Raw genomic sequence first — 19,705 nt, 5'->3', positions numbered from 1 at the left:
GTCTCGTGGTTGCCGCAAGCGGACGTGAGCGATCTCAAGTGATCATCGACAGTGCACTTGTCAGGCACTTTTGCGGGCAGAGCCGACCAATCAAGATCACTTGCCTTCGGGCGGGGGGCGCGTTGTCAGTGGCAGGTGCGAGGATGCGTGACGAACGTGGAGTACTGGCCGATGTGTTCGTGTGGGGTGGGGAAAGTCCGCGCCCTCGCAGAAGGGACCGCTGACGCCGATGCAGATCCGGCTGACCGTCGTAGACCCGCTGGCCCCGCCTGCCCCGGCGCGAGGCCGCGCCGCGAGCTGCGACGTGCTGGTCACGGCGCCCGCGGGCACGGCCCTGGCCGCGGTGGCGTCGGCGCTCGCCTCGGCGGTGTCCGGGGGTGACGGCCCGGTCGTGCTGTACGCGGGCGCGGAGCGGCTCGACGACCGGCGCAGCACGCTCGGTGAGCCCCCGCTGATAGACGGCGCGGTGCTGTCCCTGGGCGCCCCGCCGGCACCCGAGCCCCACCCCGAGCTGGACGACGCCCCGACGCAGCTCCATGTCGTGGCCGGCCCGGACGCGGGCGGCGTCCACCTGCTGCACGGCGGCGAGATCCGCATCGGCCGTTCCGCCGACGCCGATGTCCCGCTCGACGACCCGGACGTCTCCCGGCTGCACTGCGCGGTCACGGTCGCCGCCGACGGCCGCGTCTCGGTCACCGACCTCGACTCCACGAACGGCACCACGCTGGACGGCGCCCGCGTGACCGCCCGCCCGGTGCGGTTCGCGCCGGGGGCGTTGCTGCGGATCGGCGAGTCGGCGCTGCGGCTGGCTCCGGCCGGGGGGCCGGGGGCGCGGGTGCGGACGGAGCCGGACGGGGAGGGGCATGTGCGGGTCCCTGCCGGGGGCGACCCGGGACGGGACGGCGACGCCGGGGCGCGCAGTGACGGGCGGGCAGTGTCGGGTGTCGGTGCGGACAGCCCCCCGAGGGCCGGCGTGGCGGTGTCTCACGCGCGCGTGGCCGATGGGGGCGACGCGGCCGCGGCCTCCGGAGGCCGGTCGGCCGCTCAGGAACACGGTCCGGTCGAGCCGCCCGTCGTGCCGGTGCAGGGCAGGGCGCCGCGGATCGAAAGCCACGGCGGGTCCCAGCGGGCGGTTCCGCGACCGCGCGGAGGCGAGACGCACGGCGCGGGCTTCGAGGTGGGCCCGCTGGACGGGGGGCACGGCGGCGCGGGCACCGACCCCGCTTCGAGCGACGGCGGCCCCGACGGCACCCCGGCGAACGGCAGCAGCCGTAAAGGCACCCCGCTCCGGGGCACCGACGTACCGCAGGGCGTGCGCAGGCGCGGAGGGCTCACGGCGTGGGCGCGGCGGCTGGCCGGCGGGCGTGGGGAGCAGGAGGCGACGGCCCGGCGTGGGACGTACGACGATGACGAGCTGCCCGAGGCGACCGAGCTCCCCTCGGCGGCGAACGGCCCCAGGCTGCCGGAGGCCTGGCCGGATCCGGCGTCCCTGCTGCTGACGGCCCTGGGTCCCGGGCCCCGGCTGTGGGAGCGCGCGCCGCGTCACCCGGAGGCGCTCACGGTGCGGCTCGGCACCGCCGACCGGGCGGCGCCCGACGGTTCGGGGCTGCTGCCCGCGGTGCCGGTGACCGCCGATCTGCGTGAGGTGGGCGCGCTGGGTCTGGCCGGTCCGCGCGAGCGGCTCGCCGGGCTGGCCCGCGCGGTGCTCGCCCAGCTCGCCGCGCTGCACTCGCCCGACGCCCTGGAGCTGGTGCTGATCAGTGCGGACCGCTCCCGTCCGCTGGAGGAGCGCACCGCCGAATGGGCCTGGCTGGGCTGGCTGCCGCATGTCCGCCCCGGACACGCCCAGGACTGCCGCCTCCTGCTGGCCTACGACCGCGAACAGGCCACGGCCCGCACCGAGGAACTGCTGCGGCGCCTGGAGGACTTGTCGCCGCAGACGCGGGGCGCGGGCGCCGGGGGGAGCTCTGCGGAGGTGCGGACCACCGGCGCAGCCTCCGCCGTCCCGGAGGGGCATGCCGTTCGGCGGCCCTCCTGGGCGCGGGACGACGACCCGGCCGACGGGGCGGACGGATTCGCGGGGCCGTACACCGTGGTCGTCGTGGACGGCGACCCCGGGGGCGCCGACGTGCGCGAGGCGGTGGCGCGGCTGGCGCTGGAGGGGCCGCGGGCCGGCATCCACGTCGTGTGCCTGGCCGAGACGGCTTCGGCGTCGCCCGCGTCGCCGGTGACGGAGACCTACGAGGCGGCGTGCACGGTGTCGCCGGTGTTCCGGGACTGCGGTGCGGTCGCGCTGCTGAGCGGTGATGTGGCGACGGCACTGCGGCTGATGCGGGTGGCCCGGGCCGGGGCCGCCGGAAGCGGAGCGGAGACCGACCCGCGCGTGGCGGACGCATCCCGCGCGGGTGCCGCCGATCAAGGCACCGGCGGCCACTACTCCGCGGATCACGACACGGTCGGCCACAGCTCAGGCGCACACGGCCCCGTGGGCCACAGCACCGCCGGACCCGGCGGACACGGCTCCCCTGCCTCCGCCGGCCCCGCTCCCGCCCCCAGCCACGGTCCCGTCGGTCACGGCACCATGGCCGCCGTGGACGCCGTCTCCCTCGCCTGGGCGGAGCGGTTCGCGCGGGCTCTGGCGCCGTTGCGTACGGAGGGCGGCGTCGGAGAGCGGCACGCGCGGGTGTCCGTGCCGTTGCCTCAGTCGGCGCGGCTGCTGGACGAGCTGGGGCTGGCCCGGGCCACCCCGGCGTCGCTGATGGCGCGTTGGGCCGACGCGGCCGATGACGGAGAGGCCCTCGGCGGCCGGGTGTGTGCCGTGCTCGGGGCCGGGCCGCGCGGGCCGGTCACCGCGGACCTCGGCGCCGACGGGCCGCACCTGCTGATCGAGGGGCCGCCCGGCAGCGGGCGTACGGAGCTGCTGCGGGCCGTGGTCGCGTCGCTGGCGGCGGCCGAGCGGCCGGACCGGCTGGGCATCGTGCTGATCGACGGCCGGGACAGCGTCGGCGCGGGCGGCGGGCACGGCGACGGACTGCGGGTCTGCACGGACGTACCCCATGTGACCACCCACCTCACCGCCAACGACCCGGTCCGGATGCGGGAGTTCGCCCAGTCGCTGAGCGCCGAGCTGAAGCGGCGCGCGGAGTTGCTGGGGCGGTCCGACTTCGCCGAGTGGCACACGGGGCGTGAGCTGTCGGGCCGGATGGTCGCGCAACGAGCGGCGGGGAAAAGCGCCGGGGCAGGTGCCGGTGCCGTTGACCACACGGGAGATCTCGACACGCCGCCCAGCTCCACGATCCGGCTGCGGCCGGGGGCGGCCCGTCGGCAGGCCGAGGCCGAGGCTGTGCCGCCGTTGCCCCGGCTCGTCGTGGTCGTCGACGACCTGGACGCACTGATCTCGCCCGCCCTCGGGTCCACGGGCCGGCCCGCGGCGGGCTCGGTGATACGCGCGCTGGAGGCCGTGGCGCGGGAGGGCGAGCGGCTCGGGGTGCATCTCGTGGCCGCCGCGGGGATCGGTGGCCGTACGGCGGAGTCGGAGCCGGCGCGGCTGGCGACGTTGCGGGTGACGCTGGACGCCGTGGCGGCGGGGCCGGACGAACCGGCGCCGGGGCGGGGGCGGCTGGCCTGGGCGGACGGAAGAGCGGTGCCGTTCCAGGGCGGGCGGGTCACGGGACGTATTCCGCGGACGGCGACGCTGCGGCCCACGGTCGTGCCGTTGGAGTGGCACCGCATGGGCGATCCGCCGACCCGACGCCCCGTCCGCGAGCTGGGCAACGGGCCGACGGATCTGGCGTTGCTGGCCAGTGCGTTGGAGAGGGCTGCGCGGGAGGTCGCGGCGACCGAGGTGCCGTCACTCCTGTAACGCCGGTCGGCAAATTCAGCCCGTCTGGGGGTACCCCCTCTGGGGGAGATTGAGGACGAGGCCGTTCAGGCCGATAGGGGGTCTGGGGGCGCAGCCCCCAGGGACGCGAGCCACCGCGCAGCCGCACGATCTTCGGCCCAACCGTCGGAGACGCTGGTCACGAGGCGGTCACGATCGCCCACTTGACAGCGGACGCGGTCTTGCCGCCCCCCATACCAGGGCGTAGACCAGATCGCACGGGACAGCGCTCGAACGTTCGACGAGGCACGAAGAACGGGGCAGTGATGCGCAGCACGAGCAGGAACCGGACAAGCAGGGCCGCCAGGGCCGCGGCAGCCGCAGCCGCGGGCGCCCTCGCACTCTCGCTCACCGCATGCGGAGGCGATGACAACGACAGCGGCAACGAACAGGGCGGAAACGACCAGGAGACCGCCGGCACCGTCACCCTTCCCAAGCTGAACGGCGAGTCCCTCGAGGTCGCCGCCGTCTGGACCGGTGCCGAGCAGGAGAACTTCAAGAAGGTCCTCGCGGAGTTCGAGAAGCGCACCGGCGCCAAGGTGACCTTCGTGCCCGCCCAGGACCCGATCATCAACTTCCTCGGCTCGAAGGTCGCGGGCGGCCAGCCGCCGGACATCGCGATGCTTCCGCAGCCGGGCGCCATCAAGCAGGCCGTCGACAAGAAGTGGGCCAAGCCCCTCGGCGCCGAGGCGATCAACGAGCTGCAGGAGAACTACTCGCAGGGCTGGCAGGACATCGGCAAGGTCGACGACAAGCAGTACGGCGTCTACTACAAGGCCGCCAACAAGTCCCTGATCTGGTACAACGCCAAGGTCTTCGAGAACGCGGGGGCCACCGAGCCCAAGACGTGGGACGAGTTGCTCACCACGGCCCAGACCGTCTACGACTCCGGCGTCACGCCGTTCTCGGTGGGCGGCGCCGAGGGCTGGACCCTCACCGACTGGTTCGAGAACATCTACCTCTCCCAGGCCGGTCCCGAGAAGTACGACCAGTTGGCGAAGCACGAGATCAAGTGGACCGACCCGTCCGTGAAGGACGCGCTCACCACGCTCGCCCAGGTCTGGGGCAAGAAGGACTATGTGGCGGGCGGCGCGAACGGCGCGCTGCAGACCGACTTCCCGGCGTCGGTCACCCAGACCTTCACCGGCGGCGACCAGCCGAAGGCCGCCATGGTCTACGAGGGTGACTTCGCGCAGGTCAACATCACGCAGGCCAAGGCGGAGGTCGGCACGGACGCGAAGGTGTTCCCGTTCCCGGCCGTGGGCGACACCGCTCCCGTGGTGTCCGGCGGCGACGCGGCCGTGATCCTGCAGGACTCCAAGGCCGCGCAGGCCCTGGCCACCTTCCTGGCCTCCCCGGACGCGGCGACCATCCAGGCGAAGCTGGGCGGTTACCTCTCGCCGAACAAGAACGTGGACAACTCGGCGTACCCGAACGCCGTGCAGCAGAAGATCGCCAAGTCCCTGATCGACTCGGGCGACGACTTCCGCTTCGACATGTCCGACCAGGCACCGCAGGCCTTCGGCGGCACGCCCGGCAAGGGCGAGTGGAAGGCGCTGCAGGACTTCCTGAAGAACCCCTCGGACATCGCGGGCACCCAGCAGAAGCTGGAAGCCGACGCGGCCGCGGCGTACGGAAACTGACGCCATGGCGTCGGCGGAAGCGGCAGGGGGCTCTGGGCCCCCTGCCGCACCCAAGTCGCGCAAGAGCGTGACCGGCACGCGCAGGACGGTGGCAGCGCTGTTCCTGCTGCCCGCTCTCGTGCTGCTCGGCGCGCTCGTGGTCTACCCGATCGGGTACTCCGTCATCCGCAGCTTCTACGACCAGTCCGGCGACGGCTTCGCCGGATTCGACAACTACGAGGCCCTGTTCACCGACGACGGCATCCGCACCGCCCTGAAGAACAACGTCATCTGGGTGGTGTTCGCCCCGACGGTCGCCACCGCGCTCGGTCTGATCTTCGCGGTGCTGACCGAACGGGTGCGCTGGGGTACGGCGTTCAAGCTGGTCGTCTTCATGCCGATGGCGATCTCGATGCTGGCGGCGGGCATCATCTTCCGGCTCGTCTACGACCAGGACCCGGACAAGGGCGTCGCGAACGCGGTGTGGGTGGGCGTCCACGACACCTTCGCGCAGGCGTCCGCGTTCCCGAAGGCGCACCCGGGGCGCGAGTCGCCCCTGGAGGCGGTATCGGGCGGCGGCTTCATCACCAAGGCCACCGTCAGCGCCGGCACCCCGGTCACCCTGCCCCTCGTGGGCGTCGCCCCCGACCAGATGCCCGGCAGCGCCAAGACCGCCGTGGAAGCGAAGGCCGATCCGGACGAGGTCACCGGCACGACCTGGCAGGACTTCACGCGCGGCAAGGGCGTCGGCACGCTCGGCGGGGTCGACGCGTCCGAGCTGGGCTATGCCGGGATGACCATCGAGGCGGTCAAGGACGGCAAGGTCGTGGCCCGCGCGGAGGCGGCCGACGACGGCACGTTCACGCTGCCGGCCGCCGCCGACGGGGCCCGGCTGCGGCTCCCGCCGGACAACTTCAAGGAGCCGTACAACGGCGTGGACTGGCTCGGCCCGTCCCTCGTCACGCCGGCCATCATCGGGTCGTACATCTGGATGTGGGCCGGTTTCGCGATGGTGCTGATCGCGGCCGGGCTCGCGGGCATCCCCCGGGATCTGCTGGAGGCGGCCCGAGTGGACGGCGCCAACGAGTGGCAGGTGTTCCGCAGGGTCACGGTGCCCCTGCTGGCGCCCGTCCTCGCGGTGGTCACCGTCACCCTGATGATCAATGTCCTGAAGGTCTTCGACCTGGTCTTCATCATCGCCCCGGGCTCCTCCCAGGACGACGCGAACGTCCTCGCGCTGGAGCTGTACCGCAAGGGCTTCTCCGAGGACCAGCCGGGCATCGCCAGCGCGATCGCGGTGTTCCTGCTGCTGCTGGTCATCCCGGTCATGTGGTTCAACATCCGCAGGCTGAGGCGGGAGGTGCGGCGATGAGTGCGGACGCCGGCGGGCTCACCAAGGGGACGCCCGAGCCGCTCACGACCGTCAACGTCAAGGAGTCCCTCGGCGCCCGGCTCGCCTCCGGCGTCAGCGGGGGGCTCGTGCGGGTGTTCCTGATCGTCGTGGGCCTGTTCTGGCTGGTGCCGACGATCGGGCTGCTGCTGTCGTCTCTCCGCCCGCCGGAGGAGATGACCGCGAGCGGCTGGTGGGAGGTCTTCAGCAAGCCGTCCCAACTCACCTTCGACAGCTACGACAAGCTCCTGAGCAACAGCGACATCACCGACTCGATCCTCAACACCGTGCTGATCACGGTTCCGGCGACGGTCCTCGTCGTCGTCATCGGCTCGCTCGCGGGCTACGCGTTCGCGTGGATGGAGTTCCCGGGCCGCGACTGGTGGTTCCTGGGTGTGGTCGGCCTGTTGGTGGTGCCGGTGCAGGTGGCGCTGATCCCGATCGCCGAACTGTTCGGCAACATCGGCATCTTCGGGTCCCTGATCGGCGTGGTCCTCTTCCACGTCGGGTTCGGGCTGCCGTTCGCGGTGTTCCTGCTGCGGAACTTCTTCGCGGAGATCCCACGGGAGCTGCTGGAGGCGGCCCGCCTGGACGGCGCCGGTGAACTGCGCCTGTTCTTCCGCGTCGTGATGCCGCTCGGCGGTCCGGCGATCGCCGCGCTCGGCATCTTCCAGTTCCTGTGGGTGTGGAACGACATGCTGGTCGCGCTGATCTTCACGGACTCCGGAAGTCAGCCGATCACGGTCGCCCTGCAGACACAGGTTCGCCAGTTCGGCAACAACATCGACATCCTGGCACCCGGCGCGTTCATCTCCATGGTGATCCCGCTGGTCGTGTTCTTCGCGTTCCAGCGGCAGTTCGTGTCCGGTGTGATGGCGGGCGCGGTCAAGTAGGCGCAAGCGCACCGTGCCTGAAGGGGCGGGCCGTCATCGGTCCGCCCCTTCGCCGGGGGTCTGGGGGTCGTCCCCCAGAAAACGCAGCACCTACGGTCCCTCGTATGCCTCAGGTCCCGTAACCAAGTCACTCCATTGGCCGTTCCCGGGCAAGGCGCTACGGCGACAGCGCCTACCGTCCCGGCCGACCCAGTGGATGTCTTTTGCCCAGGTTCAGTGTCATTGTCCCCGCGTACAAGGTTCAGGCGTACCTGCACGAATGCCTGGAATCGGTACTCTCGCAGTCGTACCCCGATCTCGAACTGATCGCCGTCGACGACTGCTCGCCGGACGCGTCCGGCGCCATCATCGACGAGTTCGCGGCCCGCGACGCGCGCGTGCGCCCCGTGCACCTCGCCGAGAACGGGGGTCTGGGGCCCGCCCGCAACGCCGGTATGGCCGAGGCCACCGGCGACTACCTGATCTTTCTCGACAGCGACGACAGTCTCACCCCCGACGCCCTGCAGGCGATCGCCGACCGGCTGAAGGAGACCGGCCAGCCGGACGTCCTGGTCTACGACTACGCGCGCACCTACTGGACCGGCGAGACGGTCCGCAACCAGGCCGCGGCCCAGCTCACCGAAGAGGGCCCGGCGCCCTTCCGGCTGGCGGACCGGCCGGGGCTGCTGCGCCTGCTGATGGTCGCCTGGAACAAGGCGTACCGGCGGGAGTTCGTGACGGAGGAGGGCTTCGCCTTCCCGTCCGGCTACTACGAGGACACGCCCTGGACGTACCCGGTCCTGATGACGGCGGAGTCGATCGCGACCCTGGACCGGGTGTGCGTGCACTACCGGCAGCGGCGCCGGGGCGGCATCCTCGGCACGGTCAGCCCGCGGCACTTCGACATCTTCGAGCAGTACGACCGTGTCTTCGCGTACGTCGAGCAGAACCCCGAACTCGCCCGCTGGCGGCCGCTGTTGTTCCGCCGGATGGTCGACCACCTGGTCGTGGTGTTCGCCCGCCGCGACCGCCTGCCGCGCCGCAGCCGCGCGGAGTTCCTGCGCACGGCCCGCACCTACTACCGCCGCTACCGCTCCCCGGGCGCGCCGGTCCCCCCGCGCACCCGGGTCCATCACACCCTGGTCCGCCTGGGCCTGCACCGCACCTACCGCGCCCTGCACCTGGCGGCGGCCCTGGTCCGCCGCAGCGCCAAGTTCACCAACCGCCTGATGAAGGGCCTGCGCTCCACCGCCCTGCGCCTGCACTACCGCATCCAGCGGCGCCTCCCGCTGCGCGCCGACCGTGCCGTCTTCGCCGCTCAGGGCGTGCGCGGCCACGGCTGCAACCCCGGCGCCCTGGAGCGGGCGTTCCGCACGCACGCCCCGGGCATCCGCACGGCCTGGATCGCCGAGGCCGAGCAGCACGACTCCGTCCCCGACGGCACCCGCCGGCTGCGCCCCGACACGGCCGCCTACTGGACGGCCCTCGCCCGCTCCAAGTACTTCGTCCACAACGCCGACTTCGACCGCCGCCTGGTCAAGCGCCGCGGCCAGGTCCTCGTGCAGACCCGGCAGGGCACCCCGCTCAAGCACATGGGCCTTGACCTGCGCGAACGCCCGGCAGCCGCGGGGGACACGGACTTCGACGAACTCCTCGACGACGTCGACAAGTGGGACTACGTCCTGTCCGCCAACCGCCACTCCACCCTGATCTGGGAGCGCGTCTACCCGGGCGGCTACACCACCCTCGAATACGGCAACCCGCGCAATGACGTCTTCCAGCAGGCCACTTCGGCGGACGTGGCCCGGATCCGGGAGTCGCTCGGCATCCCCCAGGGCGTGGTCGTGATCCTCTACGCACCCACCCACCGCGACTACCGCCGCACCCAGCGCACCACCCTCGACCTGCACCACGTCCTGCGCCGCCTGGGCCCTCGCTTCGTCGTCCTGGCCCGCGCGCACCCCCGGCACGGCGGCCCGCTCGCCCCCACCGCGGGCCAGGTCATCGACGTCACCGACCACCCGAGCGTCGAGTCGCTGTGCCTCGCCTCGGACGCCCTGGTCACCGACTACTCGTCCCTCATGTTCGACTACGCCGACCTGGACCGGCCGATCGTGATCCACGCGGACGACCGGGAGGCGTACGAGGCGGCCCGTGGCACCTACTTCGACCTGCGCTCCTTCCCGCCGGGCGCGGTGTCGCGCAGCGAGGACGAGCTGATCGACATCTTCACCACAGGGCACTGGCGCGGCTCGCGCTCCGCGCAGCTGCGGGCGGCGTTCCGCGAGCGTTTCTGCCCGTACGGCGACGGACGCGCCGCCGAGCGGGTCGTGCGCCATGTCGTGCTGGGCGAGACCGTCCGACCGTCCGTCGTACCGCTCGACAAACGCCACCCCGTACCGTCGCCGGCCGCGTCGCTCGCCCACTCCCCGCTCGCCACCGTGCCGCAGCCCACCGGCACCCGGACCGTCACCGAGAGCCTCTGAACGCCGTTCTCACGGAAACGGAAGAGGAGCCAGAAAAGGAGTCGCATGCCCTCCAGCCCGTCGCGGCCCACGCCGAGCCGGCCGCACACCTGGCGTCCGGCCGGGCGGCCCGGCCGCCGTCGCACCGAGTGAGGCCGACTCCGGCCCCCTGAAGAACCCGGCCGCCAGCCCATCGACAGAAAGAGCAGTATGCCCCGCTTCAGCATCATCGTTCCGTCCCATGGGGTCGCCGGCCGGCTGTCCCAGGCGCTGGACTCGGTCCTCGCCCAGCCGTTCGGCGACTTCGAGCTGATCCCGGTCTGCGACGCCCCCGACTCCCCGGCGGCGCACGTCGTCGCCGGGTACGCCGAGCGGGACTGCCGGGTGGCGCCCGTGAGCTCGCCGCCGACGGCCGGGCTGGCCGGGGCGCGCAATGCCGGGCTGCGGGCGGCGATCGGTGACTGGGTGCTGTTCCTGGACGGCGACGACGTGCTGGTGCCGGGCGCGCTGGCGGCGCTGGACGCCCGGCTGGGCGAGACCGGTGACGTGGATGTCCTGCACTTCGAGCACGAGCGGACCCCGTGGTGGGTGGGTGAGCCGACCAACCCGGCCGCGCTGCTGCTGGCACGGACACCGGGCGGGGTCTTCTCGCCCGGGGAGGCTGTCGAGCTGACGGGGGTCCAGTTCCCGGCGTGGAGTGCGGCCTACCGGCGGACCTTCCTCGCCGAGCGCCACCTCGCCTTTCCCGACGGCCACTTCACCGATGTCGGCTTCGGCGGTCTGGTCGTGCTGGGCGCCGAGCGCATGGCGGTGCTGCGCCAGGTCGTCGTACGGCATCTGCTGCGGCGGCAGGGCAGCCGGCTGGGCCTGCCGGGGGAGCATCACTTCGAGCTGCTGGACCAGGCCGAGCTGGTGCTGACGCTGGCGGCCGAGCAGGGGCTGTCCGAGGAGCGGCGTGCGGCGCTGTTCGAGCAGCTCTTCGCCGCCGTACTGAAGACGGCCGCTCATCCGCGTCGGCTGCCGCGCGGGCGCCGGGCCTTCTTCCGGCGGGCCGGCCGGCTCTACCGGCGCTACCGCCCCGCCGGGTTCCGGACGCCGGGCGGCAGTCTCGGGGTGCAGCACCGGCTGCTGGCGAGCGGGGCGTATGCGGCGTTCCGGGCGCTGCGCCGGGCCAACCAGGCGGCGGCGAGGGCGGCTTCGGGTGTGCCGCGTCCGCGCGGGCTGCGCACGCGGCTGCGGTACCGGCTTCAGCTGCGGCGCCCGCTGGATCGGAACCTCGCCGTGTACTGCGCGTACTGGGGGCGCGGCTATGTCTGCAATCCGGCCGCGATCCACGCCAAGGCCCGCGAGCTCGCCCCGCACATCCGCTCGGTGTTCGTGGTCGAGGCGGACCAGGCGCACACCGTGCCGAAGGACGTGGAGTACGCCGTCATCGGCAGCCGTAAGTACTGGGACGTGCTGGCCCGCGCCAAGTACCTGGTCAACAACGCCAACTTCGCGGACGCCGTCGTCAAGCGCAGGGGCAGCGTGCATCTGTCGACCCAGCACGGCACCCCGCTGAAGAAGATGGGCGCCGACCAGGCGACGTACCCCGTGGTGGCAGCCGCGACCGGCAGCTTCGCCAAGCTGCTGGCCCGCGTGGACCGCTGGGACTACAACCTCACCTCCAACCGGCACTCCACTCAGATGTGGGAGAGCGCCTTCCCCGCCGCGCACGAGACCGTCGAGTACGGCTATCCGCGCAACGACGCCTACTACACGTCGACCGCCGCCGACGTCGCCCGCGTCCGCCGCGAACTCGGCGTACCCGAGGGCAAGAAGGCCCTGCTCTACGCGCCCACGCACCGCGACCACGCCACCGGCTTCGAGCCGGGGCTCGACCTTCGGGCGCTGTGCGAGGAGATCGGCGACGAGTACGTGGTGCTGCTGCGCGCCCACTACTTCTACGACCAGGGCGCCGCGCGCGGCACCGGCCGGATCATCGACGTCACCGGGCACCGCTCGTCGGAGGACGTGTGCCTGGCCGCCGACGCGCTGATCACCGACTACTCCTCGATCATGTTCGACTACGCCAACCTGGACCGGCCGATCGTCGTGTACGCGGACGACTGGGACGTCTACCGGGAGCTGAGGGGTGTCTACTTCGACCTGATGGCAGCTCCGCCGGGCCGGGTGGCCCGCACGCCGGGGGAGCTGGCGGCCGTCTTCCGTGACGGCTCGTGGGCGGACGAGGAGGCCAGGGCCCTGCGCGCCGCGTTCCGGGAGCGGTTCTGCCAGTTCGACGACGGGCGCGCCGCCGAGCGTGTCGTACGCCGGGTGCTGCTGGGTGAGCCGCCCGAGGCGATCGAACCGGTGATCCCCCTCGCCGAGCGCATCCCCGCCCCCGCCGCGACGACCCTCGTGAGGAACTGACGTGCCCCGCTTCAGCATCATCGTCCCCGTCTTCAAGGTGCAGGGCTTTCTGCGGGAGTGCCTGGACTCGGTGCTCGGGCAGTCGTACACCGACTTCGAGGTGATCGCCGTCGACGACCGCTCCCCCGACGGCTGCCCCGCCATCCTGGACGCCTACGCCGAACGCGACGCACGCGTGCGTGTGCTGCACCTGCCGGAGAACGTGGGCCTCGGCCGGGCCCGCAACGCCGGTCTGGAGCAGGCGAGCGGCGACTACGTCCTCTTCCTCGACAGCGACGACCACTACACGCCCGGCCTGCTGGCCGCCGTCGCCGCACGTCTGGAGGAGGCCGAGGAGCCGGACATCCTGGTCTTCGACCACGTGCGCACCCACTGGTGGGGACGCGGCGGCCGGAGCACGGCGGCGGACCTGCTGGCCGCGGCCGGCACGGACACGTTCAGCGTCCGTGAGAGCCCGGAGTACCTGCACCTGTTCCTGGTCGCCTGGAACAAGGCCTACCGGCGTGACTTCTTCCTCAAGCACGAGCTGCGCTACGCGCCGGGCCTGTACGAGGACGCGCCCGTCACCTACCGCTCGATGGTGCTGGCCGACCGCATCGCCTGCCTGGAGCGGATCGGGGTCGAGTACCGGCAGCGCAGGCAGGGCGCGATCACCAAGACGCCGGGGCGGCGGCACTTCGACATCTTCCCGCAGTACGAGGGCCTGTTCGCGTTCCTCGAATCGCGCCCGGACCTGGCGTGGGCGCGCCCGCTGCTGTTCGAACGGGCTCTGGATCACATGCTGTTCGTGCTCGCCCGGGAGGACCGGGTGATGCCGAAGGACCGCCCGGACTTCTACCGCCGGATCCGCTCCTTCCACGCCCGCCACGTCCCGGAGGGCTTCACCCCGCCCGACGGCTGGCGCGGCAAGGAGATGCGGCTGCTGGCGACGGCGCCGTATGCGTCGTATGCCGTGGCACGCGGCCTGCGTGACCTGCGCAGGGGGGCGGGGAACGGCAAGCGGCGGGTGGCGCAGGCGGCGTCGCAGCGGGCCCAACGGGTCTGGTACGCGGCCCAGTCGAAGCTCCCGCTCGATCCGCACCTGGCCGTCTACTCGGCGTTCTCGCATCGCGGGGTGCTGGGTGATCCGGCGGCGATCCACGCCAAGGCCCGCGAGATCGCCCCGCACATCAGGGGCGTGTGGGTGGTGCAGGAGGACGCGGTGGACGCGCTGCCGCCCGGCACCGACTTCGTGACGCCGGGCTCGCGGCGCTATCACGAGGTCATGGCGCGGGCCACGTTCTGGGTGAACAACGTCAACTGGCCCGGCACCCTGGCCAAGCGCCCCGGCAGCGTGCACGTGCAGACCCACCAGGGCACCCCGCTCAAGTACATGGCGGCCGACCTGCTGACCAAGCCCGGCGCGCGGCACGGCGTCGACGTGCCGAAGATGCTGTGGCGGGCCGACCGCTGGGACTACAGCCTGGTGGCCAACCGGCACTCGGAGCTGGCGTGGGAGCGGGCGTATCCGTGTCACTTCACTTCGCTGCGGACGGGGAGTCCGCGCAATGACGTGCTGGTCAACGCGGGGCCGGAGGCCGGTGCGGCCGCCCGTGCGCGGCTCGGCGTGCCCGCCGGTGACACCGTCGTGCTGTACGCGCCGACCCGCCGCGAGTACCGCCGGGGCGGCCATGTCGACCGGATCGATCTCGCCCGGTTCGCCGAGGATCTCGGCGCGGGCCACACGCTCGTCGTACGCCTGCATCCGTCGCTGGCGCAGGGCACGGCACGCGGGATGGGCCTGGCCGATCTGCACCGGCGGGGCGTGCTGATCGACGCGACGGACGAGCCGCACGTCGAGGATGTGCTGCTCGCCGCCGATGTGCTGGTCACCGACTACTCGGCCCTGATGTTCGACTACACCAACCTGGACCGGCCGATCGTGATCCACGCCGACGACTGGGGGGCGTACGCGGCGAGCCGGGGCACCTACTTCGACATCACGGCCGACGCGCCGGGTCATGTGTCCCGTTCCTACCGGGAGTTGGCGTGGCTGTTCGCGTCCGGGACGTGGCAGGACGAGGAGTCGGCGCGGTTGCGGGCCGGGTTCCGGGAGCGGTTCTGCGAGTTCGACGACGGGTTGGCCGCGGAACGGGTCGTACGGACGTTGCTGCTGGGTGAGTCGATGCCGGAGCGTGCGAGCGGGGTGAGGGTGCCGGCTCCGGCGGACCCGAGGGCTCACTCGATGAGGTGACGTGAGGTAAAGCCGATTACCCGACCGGCTCGATCGGGAACATACGGCAAATGCCTCAAACCCACACAACCTCAACGACCAGCACTGCCGGCGCTGTAGGTGTCCTCGTCCGGAGGACCGTGCGCGGCGCGAGTGCCCTGCGCGGCGGCCGCAGTTGGCGTCCGACGCCGTATCAGGTCTTCGGCTTTCTGTTTTTCCTGGTGATGCTGCTGGCGTACTGGGCCGTGCCGCTGTGCTGCGACGCGGGCCAGCATGCGGCGGTCGTAGAACGCCTCAAGGCGAACCTGCTCCACCCCCGTCATCCGATGGCGGACCTGCCGGGCGCGGGCAGCCCGTACTACTCGCCGTACGCGGTCGCGCAGGGCGCGTTCGCCCGGCTGACCGGGCTGGGCGGCTGGGAGGTGGTGCGGCTGGCCGGGCCGCTGAACCTGCTGGTGCTGCTGACCGGCCTCGGCCGCTTCGTGCGAGTGCTGACGCCGAGGCCGTGGGCGCCGGTGCTCGCGCTGGGGGCGATGACCCTGCTGTGGGGGACCGAGCGGGCCTGGTGGAGCGGATACCTGAGCCTGATGTCGATGACGGGGAACCTCGGCTATCCGTCGGCCTTCGCCATCGGGCTCACGTTCTGGGCGTGGGCGCTCACGGGGGCGCGGGCGCGCGGGGAGGGGCTCGTCCGGTACGTCGGGCCGAGCGGGCTGCCGGGGTTCGCCGGGCATGCGGGGCTCGGCGCGCTGTACGGGCTGATCCTGCTGATCCATCCGATCAGCGCGGCGGCGGCGGTGCTGGGGGCGGTGGCGTTCGTCGCCGGGTGGCAGCGGGGGTGGAGGGCCGCCGTGGTCGTGCGGTGGGGGGTGACGGCGGGGGGGGCGGGGCTGGTCGCCGGGTGGTGGCCGTTCTTCGACGTGTTCGCGCTGGCCGGGGACGAGAGCGTGGACTGGATGCACCGGCGGCTGTACGAGCATCTCGGCGGCCAGTTCTGGCTGGCGCTGCTGGGGCTGCCGGCGCTGTGGCTGCGGTGGCGGCGGGGTTCCTGGCGGGATCCGCTGGTGCTGCTGTTCGCCCTCGACTGCCTGTTCGTGGCGTACGGCTGGGTCAGCGGCCGCTACACCTACGGCAGGATCCTCGGGCTCACCCTGGTCCCGCTGCAGTTCGCGCTCGCGGTGGAGCTGGCGGCGCCCCGGCCGTGGCGCAGGGCGCGGCAGGTGCTGGGCGGGGCGGCGGCCGTCGGGGCCTGCGTCGGGTTCCTCACCGTGCAGGGCGGGGCGGTGGTGCCGCGCGCACTGGATCCGATCGGCCTCGAGCAGCCATCGCGCTGGCCGTCGTACGTCTGGGCGGCACGGCACGTCGGGAAGGGCGAGGTGGTGATCTCCGACGGGCACTTCGCACCCCGCTCGATCCCCGGGTACGGGCCGAACCTCGCCGCGCCGATCTGGCCCGACCCCGCCCTGGACGAGCGGGAGCGGGAGCGCCGGCTCGCCGATGTCCGCGCCTATCTCTCCGACAGGTCGGCCCGCGCCGAACGCACGGCCGTCGCCCGGCGGTACCACGCGCGCTGGCTGCTGCTGACGCGGTGGAAGAAGGTGCCGGAGGAGGCGGTGGTGGTGGCGTGGAGCCGACGGACGGGGGAGGTGCTGGCGCGGATCGGGTGACCTGTGCCGGTTACTCGACGACGAGGTCGACGTCGATGTTGCCGCGGGTGGCGTTGGAGTAGGGGCAGACCTGGTGGGCCTGCTCGACGAGCTTGCGGCCGGTCGCATCGTCCAGGGTGTCGGGGAGCTCCACGCGCAGCGTCACCTTCAGAGCGAAGCCCTCGCCCTGCTTGCCTATGCCGACCTCGGCGGTGACGGCGGCCTCGCTGACGTCGACCTTCGCCTGGCGGCCGACGAGGCCGAGGGCGCTGCCGAAGCAGGCGGCGTAGCCGGCGGCGAACAGCTGCTCCGGGTTCGTGCCCTGGCCGTTGCCGCCGAGCTCCACCGGCATGGCCAGCTCGAGGTCGATCTTGCCGTCGTTGCTGACGGTGCGGCCCTCGCGGCCGTGGGTGGCGGTGGCGACAGCGGTGTAGAGCGCGTCCATGGGAACCATCCCTCTCAAGTCATGTTCCGGCGGCTCTGATGGCGGCCGCCGCACGACCACAAGTAGAGCACACAATTCAATTGCCTACAACTAAATGACGGGCACGAGTTACCCTGGAGGCATGACGACCACGCCCACGGCCGACTGGCTCCGCCTCGACCAGCAGATCTGCTTCTCCCTGAACGCCGCGTCGCGCGCCTTCGGCGGCGTGTACCGCGTGGTGCTGAAGGACCTGGGGCTCACGTATCCGCAGTACCTGGTGATGCTGGTGCTGTGGGAGCACGGCGACCTGCCCGTGAAGAAGCTCGGCGAACACCTGCGCCTCGACTCCGGCACGCTGTCGCCGCTGCTCAAGCGGCTGGAGGCGGCCGGTCTGGTACGCCGGGAGCGCAGCGCGCGCGACGAGCGCTCGGTGGAGGTGCGGCTGACGGAGGAGGGCGCCGCGATGCGCGAACGGGCCCTGCAGGTGCCGCGCCGGATCGCCACGGCGACGGGCTTCGACGTGGACGAGATCCGCGCGCTGCGGGCCCGGCTGGATCAGCTCACCGAGGCGCTGGACGCGGCGGCGGTGGAGGAGGCGGCGGTGAACGCGGCGGCGGAGTCGCCGGGGCGGGGTGCTTAGGCGGGGCGGGGCGCACAGGCGGGTGGGGTTGCCGGACAGGCGGGCGGCGGACGTACAGCCGTAGCGGGCCCTGGGGCTGCCGGGCGGGATGGGGCTGGAATTCCTCGCCCACGATATCGAGCTTGGCGCGCTCGGTGGGGCTGCGCGGATACCAGGGCGAGTTCAGCGCCTACGGTTCGGCGACGACCCGGAGCCGGTCGACCGAGTCGAGCCTGCGCCGCAGCTCCTCGGCTCCCGTTCCCCGTTCAGCACAGGGCCGAGTTTGTGCTATTAACAGATACTTACTGGTTATTGACGGCGTATCACCGCTAATACGGCATTCACCCGGCATACGATCGGCCCGTGCACCCCCTGAAATGCCGCTGCCCGTGAGTGAACCGGTCTCATGCTCCGGCCGTCTTGCGGAACGGGCCCAAGTCCCGCTTCACGAGTGATTACCCCTCATTCCTGCGATTCCGGATCGTGGCCCCCCCATGCCCCCTCACGCTCCCCACACCATGCGCTGCCCACAGGTCGGCGTCATCGTCATCGGCTACAACGACGCCGCCCACGTGACGACCGCGGTCCGCTCGGCGCTGGCGCAGGGCCCCGCCGTCCGTGAGGTCGTCGCCGTCGACGACTACTCGACGGACGACAGTGCGGATCTGCTGGCCCGCCTCGCCGCGACCGAACCGCGCCTGAAGGTGGTGCGGCGCCGAGTGAACAGCGGCGGCTGCGGCAGTCCGCGCAACACCGGACTCGACCGGGTGACCTCGCCCTATGTGATGTTCCTGGACAGCGACGACGTACTGCCGCCGGGTGCGGTGGACGCGCTGCTCGCGGCGGCGACGGGGGCGGGCGCGGAGGTGGCGGGCGGTCTGTGTGTGCGGCGGGAGCTGCCGGGACGGCGCGAGGTGCCGTGGCAGGCGCCTCTCTACTCCACACACGCCGTGTTCGAGCGCCCCGCTCAGCGCCCGCGCCTGGTCCACGACACGCTCTGCGTGAACAAGCTCTACCGCACGGACTTCCTGCGCGACCACGGCATCCGCTTCCCCGAAGGACGCTTCCCCTACGAGGACTTCGTCTTCACCGCGCGCGTGCTCGCCGCCCGGCCGCGCATCGCCCTCGTCCCCGACCGGGTGTACGTCTGGCACGTACGCCGCTCGGCCGACCGGCTGTCGATCTCCCTGGACCGAGCCGACATCGCCAACTGGCGGGCGCGCACGGAGGCGAGCCGGCTGGCGTACGAGATCCTGCTGGGCGCCGGGCAGAAGGAGCTCGCGCGGGCGGCGCGCGCCAAGTTCCTCGACCACGAGCTGCGGATATACGGACGCGAGTTGGGGTTGCACGACGCGCACTACCAGCGTGCGTGGTGGACGCACACGCGCGCGTACCTCGCGGAGTACGACGCGTCCGACTGGGCCCACAACCCCACCGCGCCCGGCCGCCTGATCGGCCGCGTCGTCCTGGCCTCCCCCGACCCCCGCGACCTGCCCCGTCTGAGGGACCTGGCCTCCCGCCCGGCCCGCCTTCTCCCTCCGTACGCCCACTCCCCCGACGGCACCCCCGTCTGGTCGGCCGACCTGCCCGAGGTCACCCTGGAGCCGCTACTGACCCGCCCCGTCCGCCTCCTCCCCCTCGCCGTCGACGCGGAACTGCGCCCACGCGCGCGTACCGCCCTCCTCCGGCTGCGCCTGCACGAGCTGTACGGCCGGGTGGCACAGGCCGGGCCGGAAGCGCTGGAGGTGGAGTGGCGGTGCCGGGAGACGGGGCGTGCGGCGGGGACGCGTACGACGGTGACGCTGACGCCCTCGGGCGACGGCGTCTGGTCGGCCGAGACGGTGATCCACTGGGCGGCGTTCGGGAACCCGGGCAGTCGGGGGGCGGGCACGTGGGATCTGCGGCTGCGCGTGCGCTTCCAGGGCGGCGCGTACCGCGAGGTCACGGCGCACGCCCTCACGAGCGCCGGGCTGCTGCGCCGTAGCCGTCGCGCCGTGGTCAGCGCCCGCCACGTCGTCGTACTCGCACACCCGTACGCCACCCACTCCGGAGCGCTGGCACTACGCGTAGCCCCCGGCTTACGCGCGGCCATGTCAGTGGTCCACGGCAGACTCCGCCGCCTGCTTCACTGTCACTGACACACTGACGAGGGGACGGCCG

Annotated in this window: 11 protein-coding genes; 10 read left to right on the top strand and 1 reads right to left on the bottom strand. The window is 72.4% G+C overall.

Annotation, left to right across the window (positions count from 1 at the left end; genetic code table 11):
- The first annotated feature begins 229 nt into the window (after window positions 1-229).
- The 8 genes from ADL12_RS27460 to ADL12_RS27425 all read left to right on the top strand — a co-directional run bounded on the left by ADL12_RS27460 (window position 230) and on the right by ADL12_RS27425 (window position 16,520).
- Window positions 230-3,862, top strand: coding sequence for an FHA domain-containing protein (locus ADL12_RS27460; protein ID WP_062706403.1), 3,633 nt, complete (start codon window positions 230-232; stop codon window positions 3,860-3,862).
- 284 nt (window positions 3,863-4,146) lie between these two features.
- Window positions 4,147-5,523 (top strand): ABC transporter substrate-binding protein, encoded by a 1,377-nt coding sequence (locus ADL12_RS27455; RefSeq protein ID WP_062706401.1) that lies wholly within the window; start codon window positions 4,147-4,149, stop codon window positions 5,521-5,523.
- 4 nt (window positions 5,524-5,527) lie between these two features.
- Window positions 5,528-6,874, top strand: coding sequence for a carbohydrate ABC transporter permease (locus ADL12_RS27450; RefSeq protein ID WP_425265157.1), 1,347 nt, complete (start codon window positions 5,528-5,530; stop codon window positions 6,872-6,874).
- Window positions 6,871-7,785 (top strand): carbohydrate ABC transporter permease, encoded by a 915-nt coding sequence (locus ADL12_RS27445; RefSeq protein WP_062706399.1) that lies wholly within the window; start codon window positions 6,871-6,873, stop codon window positions 7,783-7,785. The genes ADL12_RS27450 and ADL12_RS27445 overlap by 4 nt, the downstream gene beginning before the upstream one ends.
- A 203-nt stretch (window positions 7,786-7,988) precedes the next feature.
- On the top strand, window positions 7,989-10,250 hold the full coding sequence (locus ADL12_RS27440) for a bifunctional glycosyltransferase/CDP-glycerol:glycerophosphate glycerophosphotransferase (protein ID WP_062706398.1): 2,262 nt from the start codon (window positions 7,989-7,991) through the stop codon (window positions 10,248-10,250).
- A 189-nt stretch (window positions 10,251-10,439) separates the two neighbouring features.
- A complete protein-coding gene (locus tag ADL12_RS27435) occupies window positions 10,440-12,641 on the top strand; it encodes a CDP-glycerol glycerophosphotransferase family protein (protein ID WP_062706397.1) in 2,202 nt (733 codons plus the stop codon).
- Between the two features lies 1 nt (window position 12,642).
- Window positions 12,643-14,874: a bifunctional glycosyltransferase/CDP-glycerol:glycerophosphate glycerophosphotransferase gene (locus tag ADL12_RS27430; RefSeq protein WP_062706396.1), complete on the top strand. Its 2,232-nt coding sequence runs from the start codon at window positions 12,643-12,645 to the stop codon at window positions 14,872-14,874.
- Window positions 14,875-14,924: 50 nt separating this feature from the next.
- Window positions 14,925-16,520, top strand: a complete 1,596-nt coding sequence (locus tag ADL12_RS27425; protein WP_062706394.1) for a hypothetical protein — start codon at window positions 14,925-14,927, stop codon at window positions 16,518-16,520.
- Window positions 16,521-16,530: 10 nt separating this feature from the next.
- Here ADL12_RS27425 and ADL12_RS27420 read toward each other — a convergent pair whose 3' ends face one another.
- A complete protein-coding gene (locus ADL12_RS27420; RefSeq protein WP_062706392.1) occupies window positions 16,531-16,944 on the bottom strand; it encodes an organic hydroperoxide resistance protein in 414 nt (137 codons plus the stop codon).
- Between the two features lie 121 nt (window positions 16,945-17,065).
- On the opposite strand from ADL12_RS27420, the gene ADL12_RS27415 reads away from it, so the two are divergent.
- Together ADL12_RS27415 and ADL12_RS27410 are read left to right on the top strand one after the other, a co-directional pair.
- Entirely contained in the window at window positions 17,066-17,566 is a 501-nt protein-coding gene (locus ADL12_RS27415; protein WP_062706390.1) for a MarR family winged helix-turn-helix transcriptional regulator, read from the top strand.
- 497 nt (window positions 17,567-18,063) lie between these two features.
- On the top strand, window positions 18,064-19,683 hold the full coding sequence (locus tag ADL12_RS27410) for a glycosyltransferase family 2 protein (RefSeq protein ID WP_425265156.1): 1,620 nt from the start codon (window positions 18,064-18,066) through the stop codon (window positions 19,681-19,683).
- Window positions 19,684-19,705: the final 22 nt, after the last annotated feature.

It is taken from the genome of Streptomyces regalis (assembly GCF_001509475.1).
GTDB classification, from domain to species: domain Bacteria; phylum Actinomycetota; class Actinomycetes; order Streptomycetales; family Streptomycetaceae; genus Streptomyces; species Streptomyces regalis.
The sequence above is the reverse complement of the archived record's forward strand: the minus strand, read 5'-3'. Positions and strand labels throughout refer to the sequence as shown.

Excerpts from the sequence above, each read along its gene's own strand:
- ADL12_RS27460 (WP_062706403.1), top strand. The coding sequence starts at position 230 with ATGCAGATCCGGCTGACCGTCGTAGACCCGCTGGCCCCGCCTGCCCCG.
- ADL12_RS27455 (WP_062706401.1), top strand. The coding sequence starts at position 4,147 with ATGCGCAGCACGAGCAGGAACCGGACAAGCAGGGCCGCCAGGGCCGCG.
- ADL12_RS27450 (WP_425265157.1), top strand. The coding sequence starts at position 5,528 with ATGGCGTCGGCGGAAGCGGCAGGGGGCTCTGGGCCCCCTGCCGCACCC.
- ADL12_RS27445 (WP_062706399.1), top strand. The coding sequence starts at position 6,871 with ATGAGTGCGGACGCCGGCGGGCTCACCAAGGGGACGCCCGAGCCGCTC.
- ADL12_RS27435 (WP_062706397.1), top strand. The coding sequence starts at position 10,440 with ATGCCCCGCTTCAGCATCATCGTTCCGTCCCATGGGGTCGCCGGCCGG.
- ADL12_RS27425 (WP_062706394.1), top strand. The coding sequence starts at position 14,925 with ATGCCTCAAACCCACACAACCTCAACGACCAGCACTGCCGGCGCTGTA.
- ADL12_RS27420 (WP_062706392.1), bottom strand. The coding sequence starts at position 16,944 with ATGGACGCGCTCTACACCGCTGTCGCCACCGCCACCCACGGCCGCGAG.
- ADL12_RS27415 (WP_062706390.1), top strand. The coding sequence starts at position 17,066 with ATGACGACCACGCCCACGGCCGACTGGCTCCGCCTCGACCAGCAGATC.
- ADL12_RS27410 (WP_425265156.1), top strand. The coding sequence starts at position 18,064 with ATGCGCTGCCCACAGGTCGGCGTCATCGTCATCGGCTACAACGACGCC.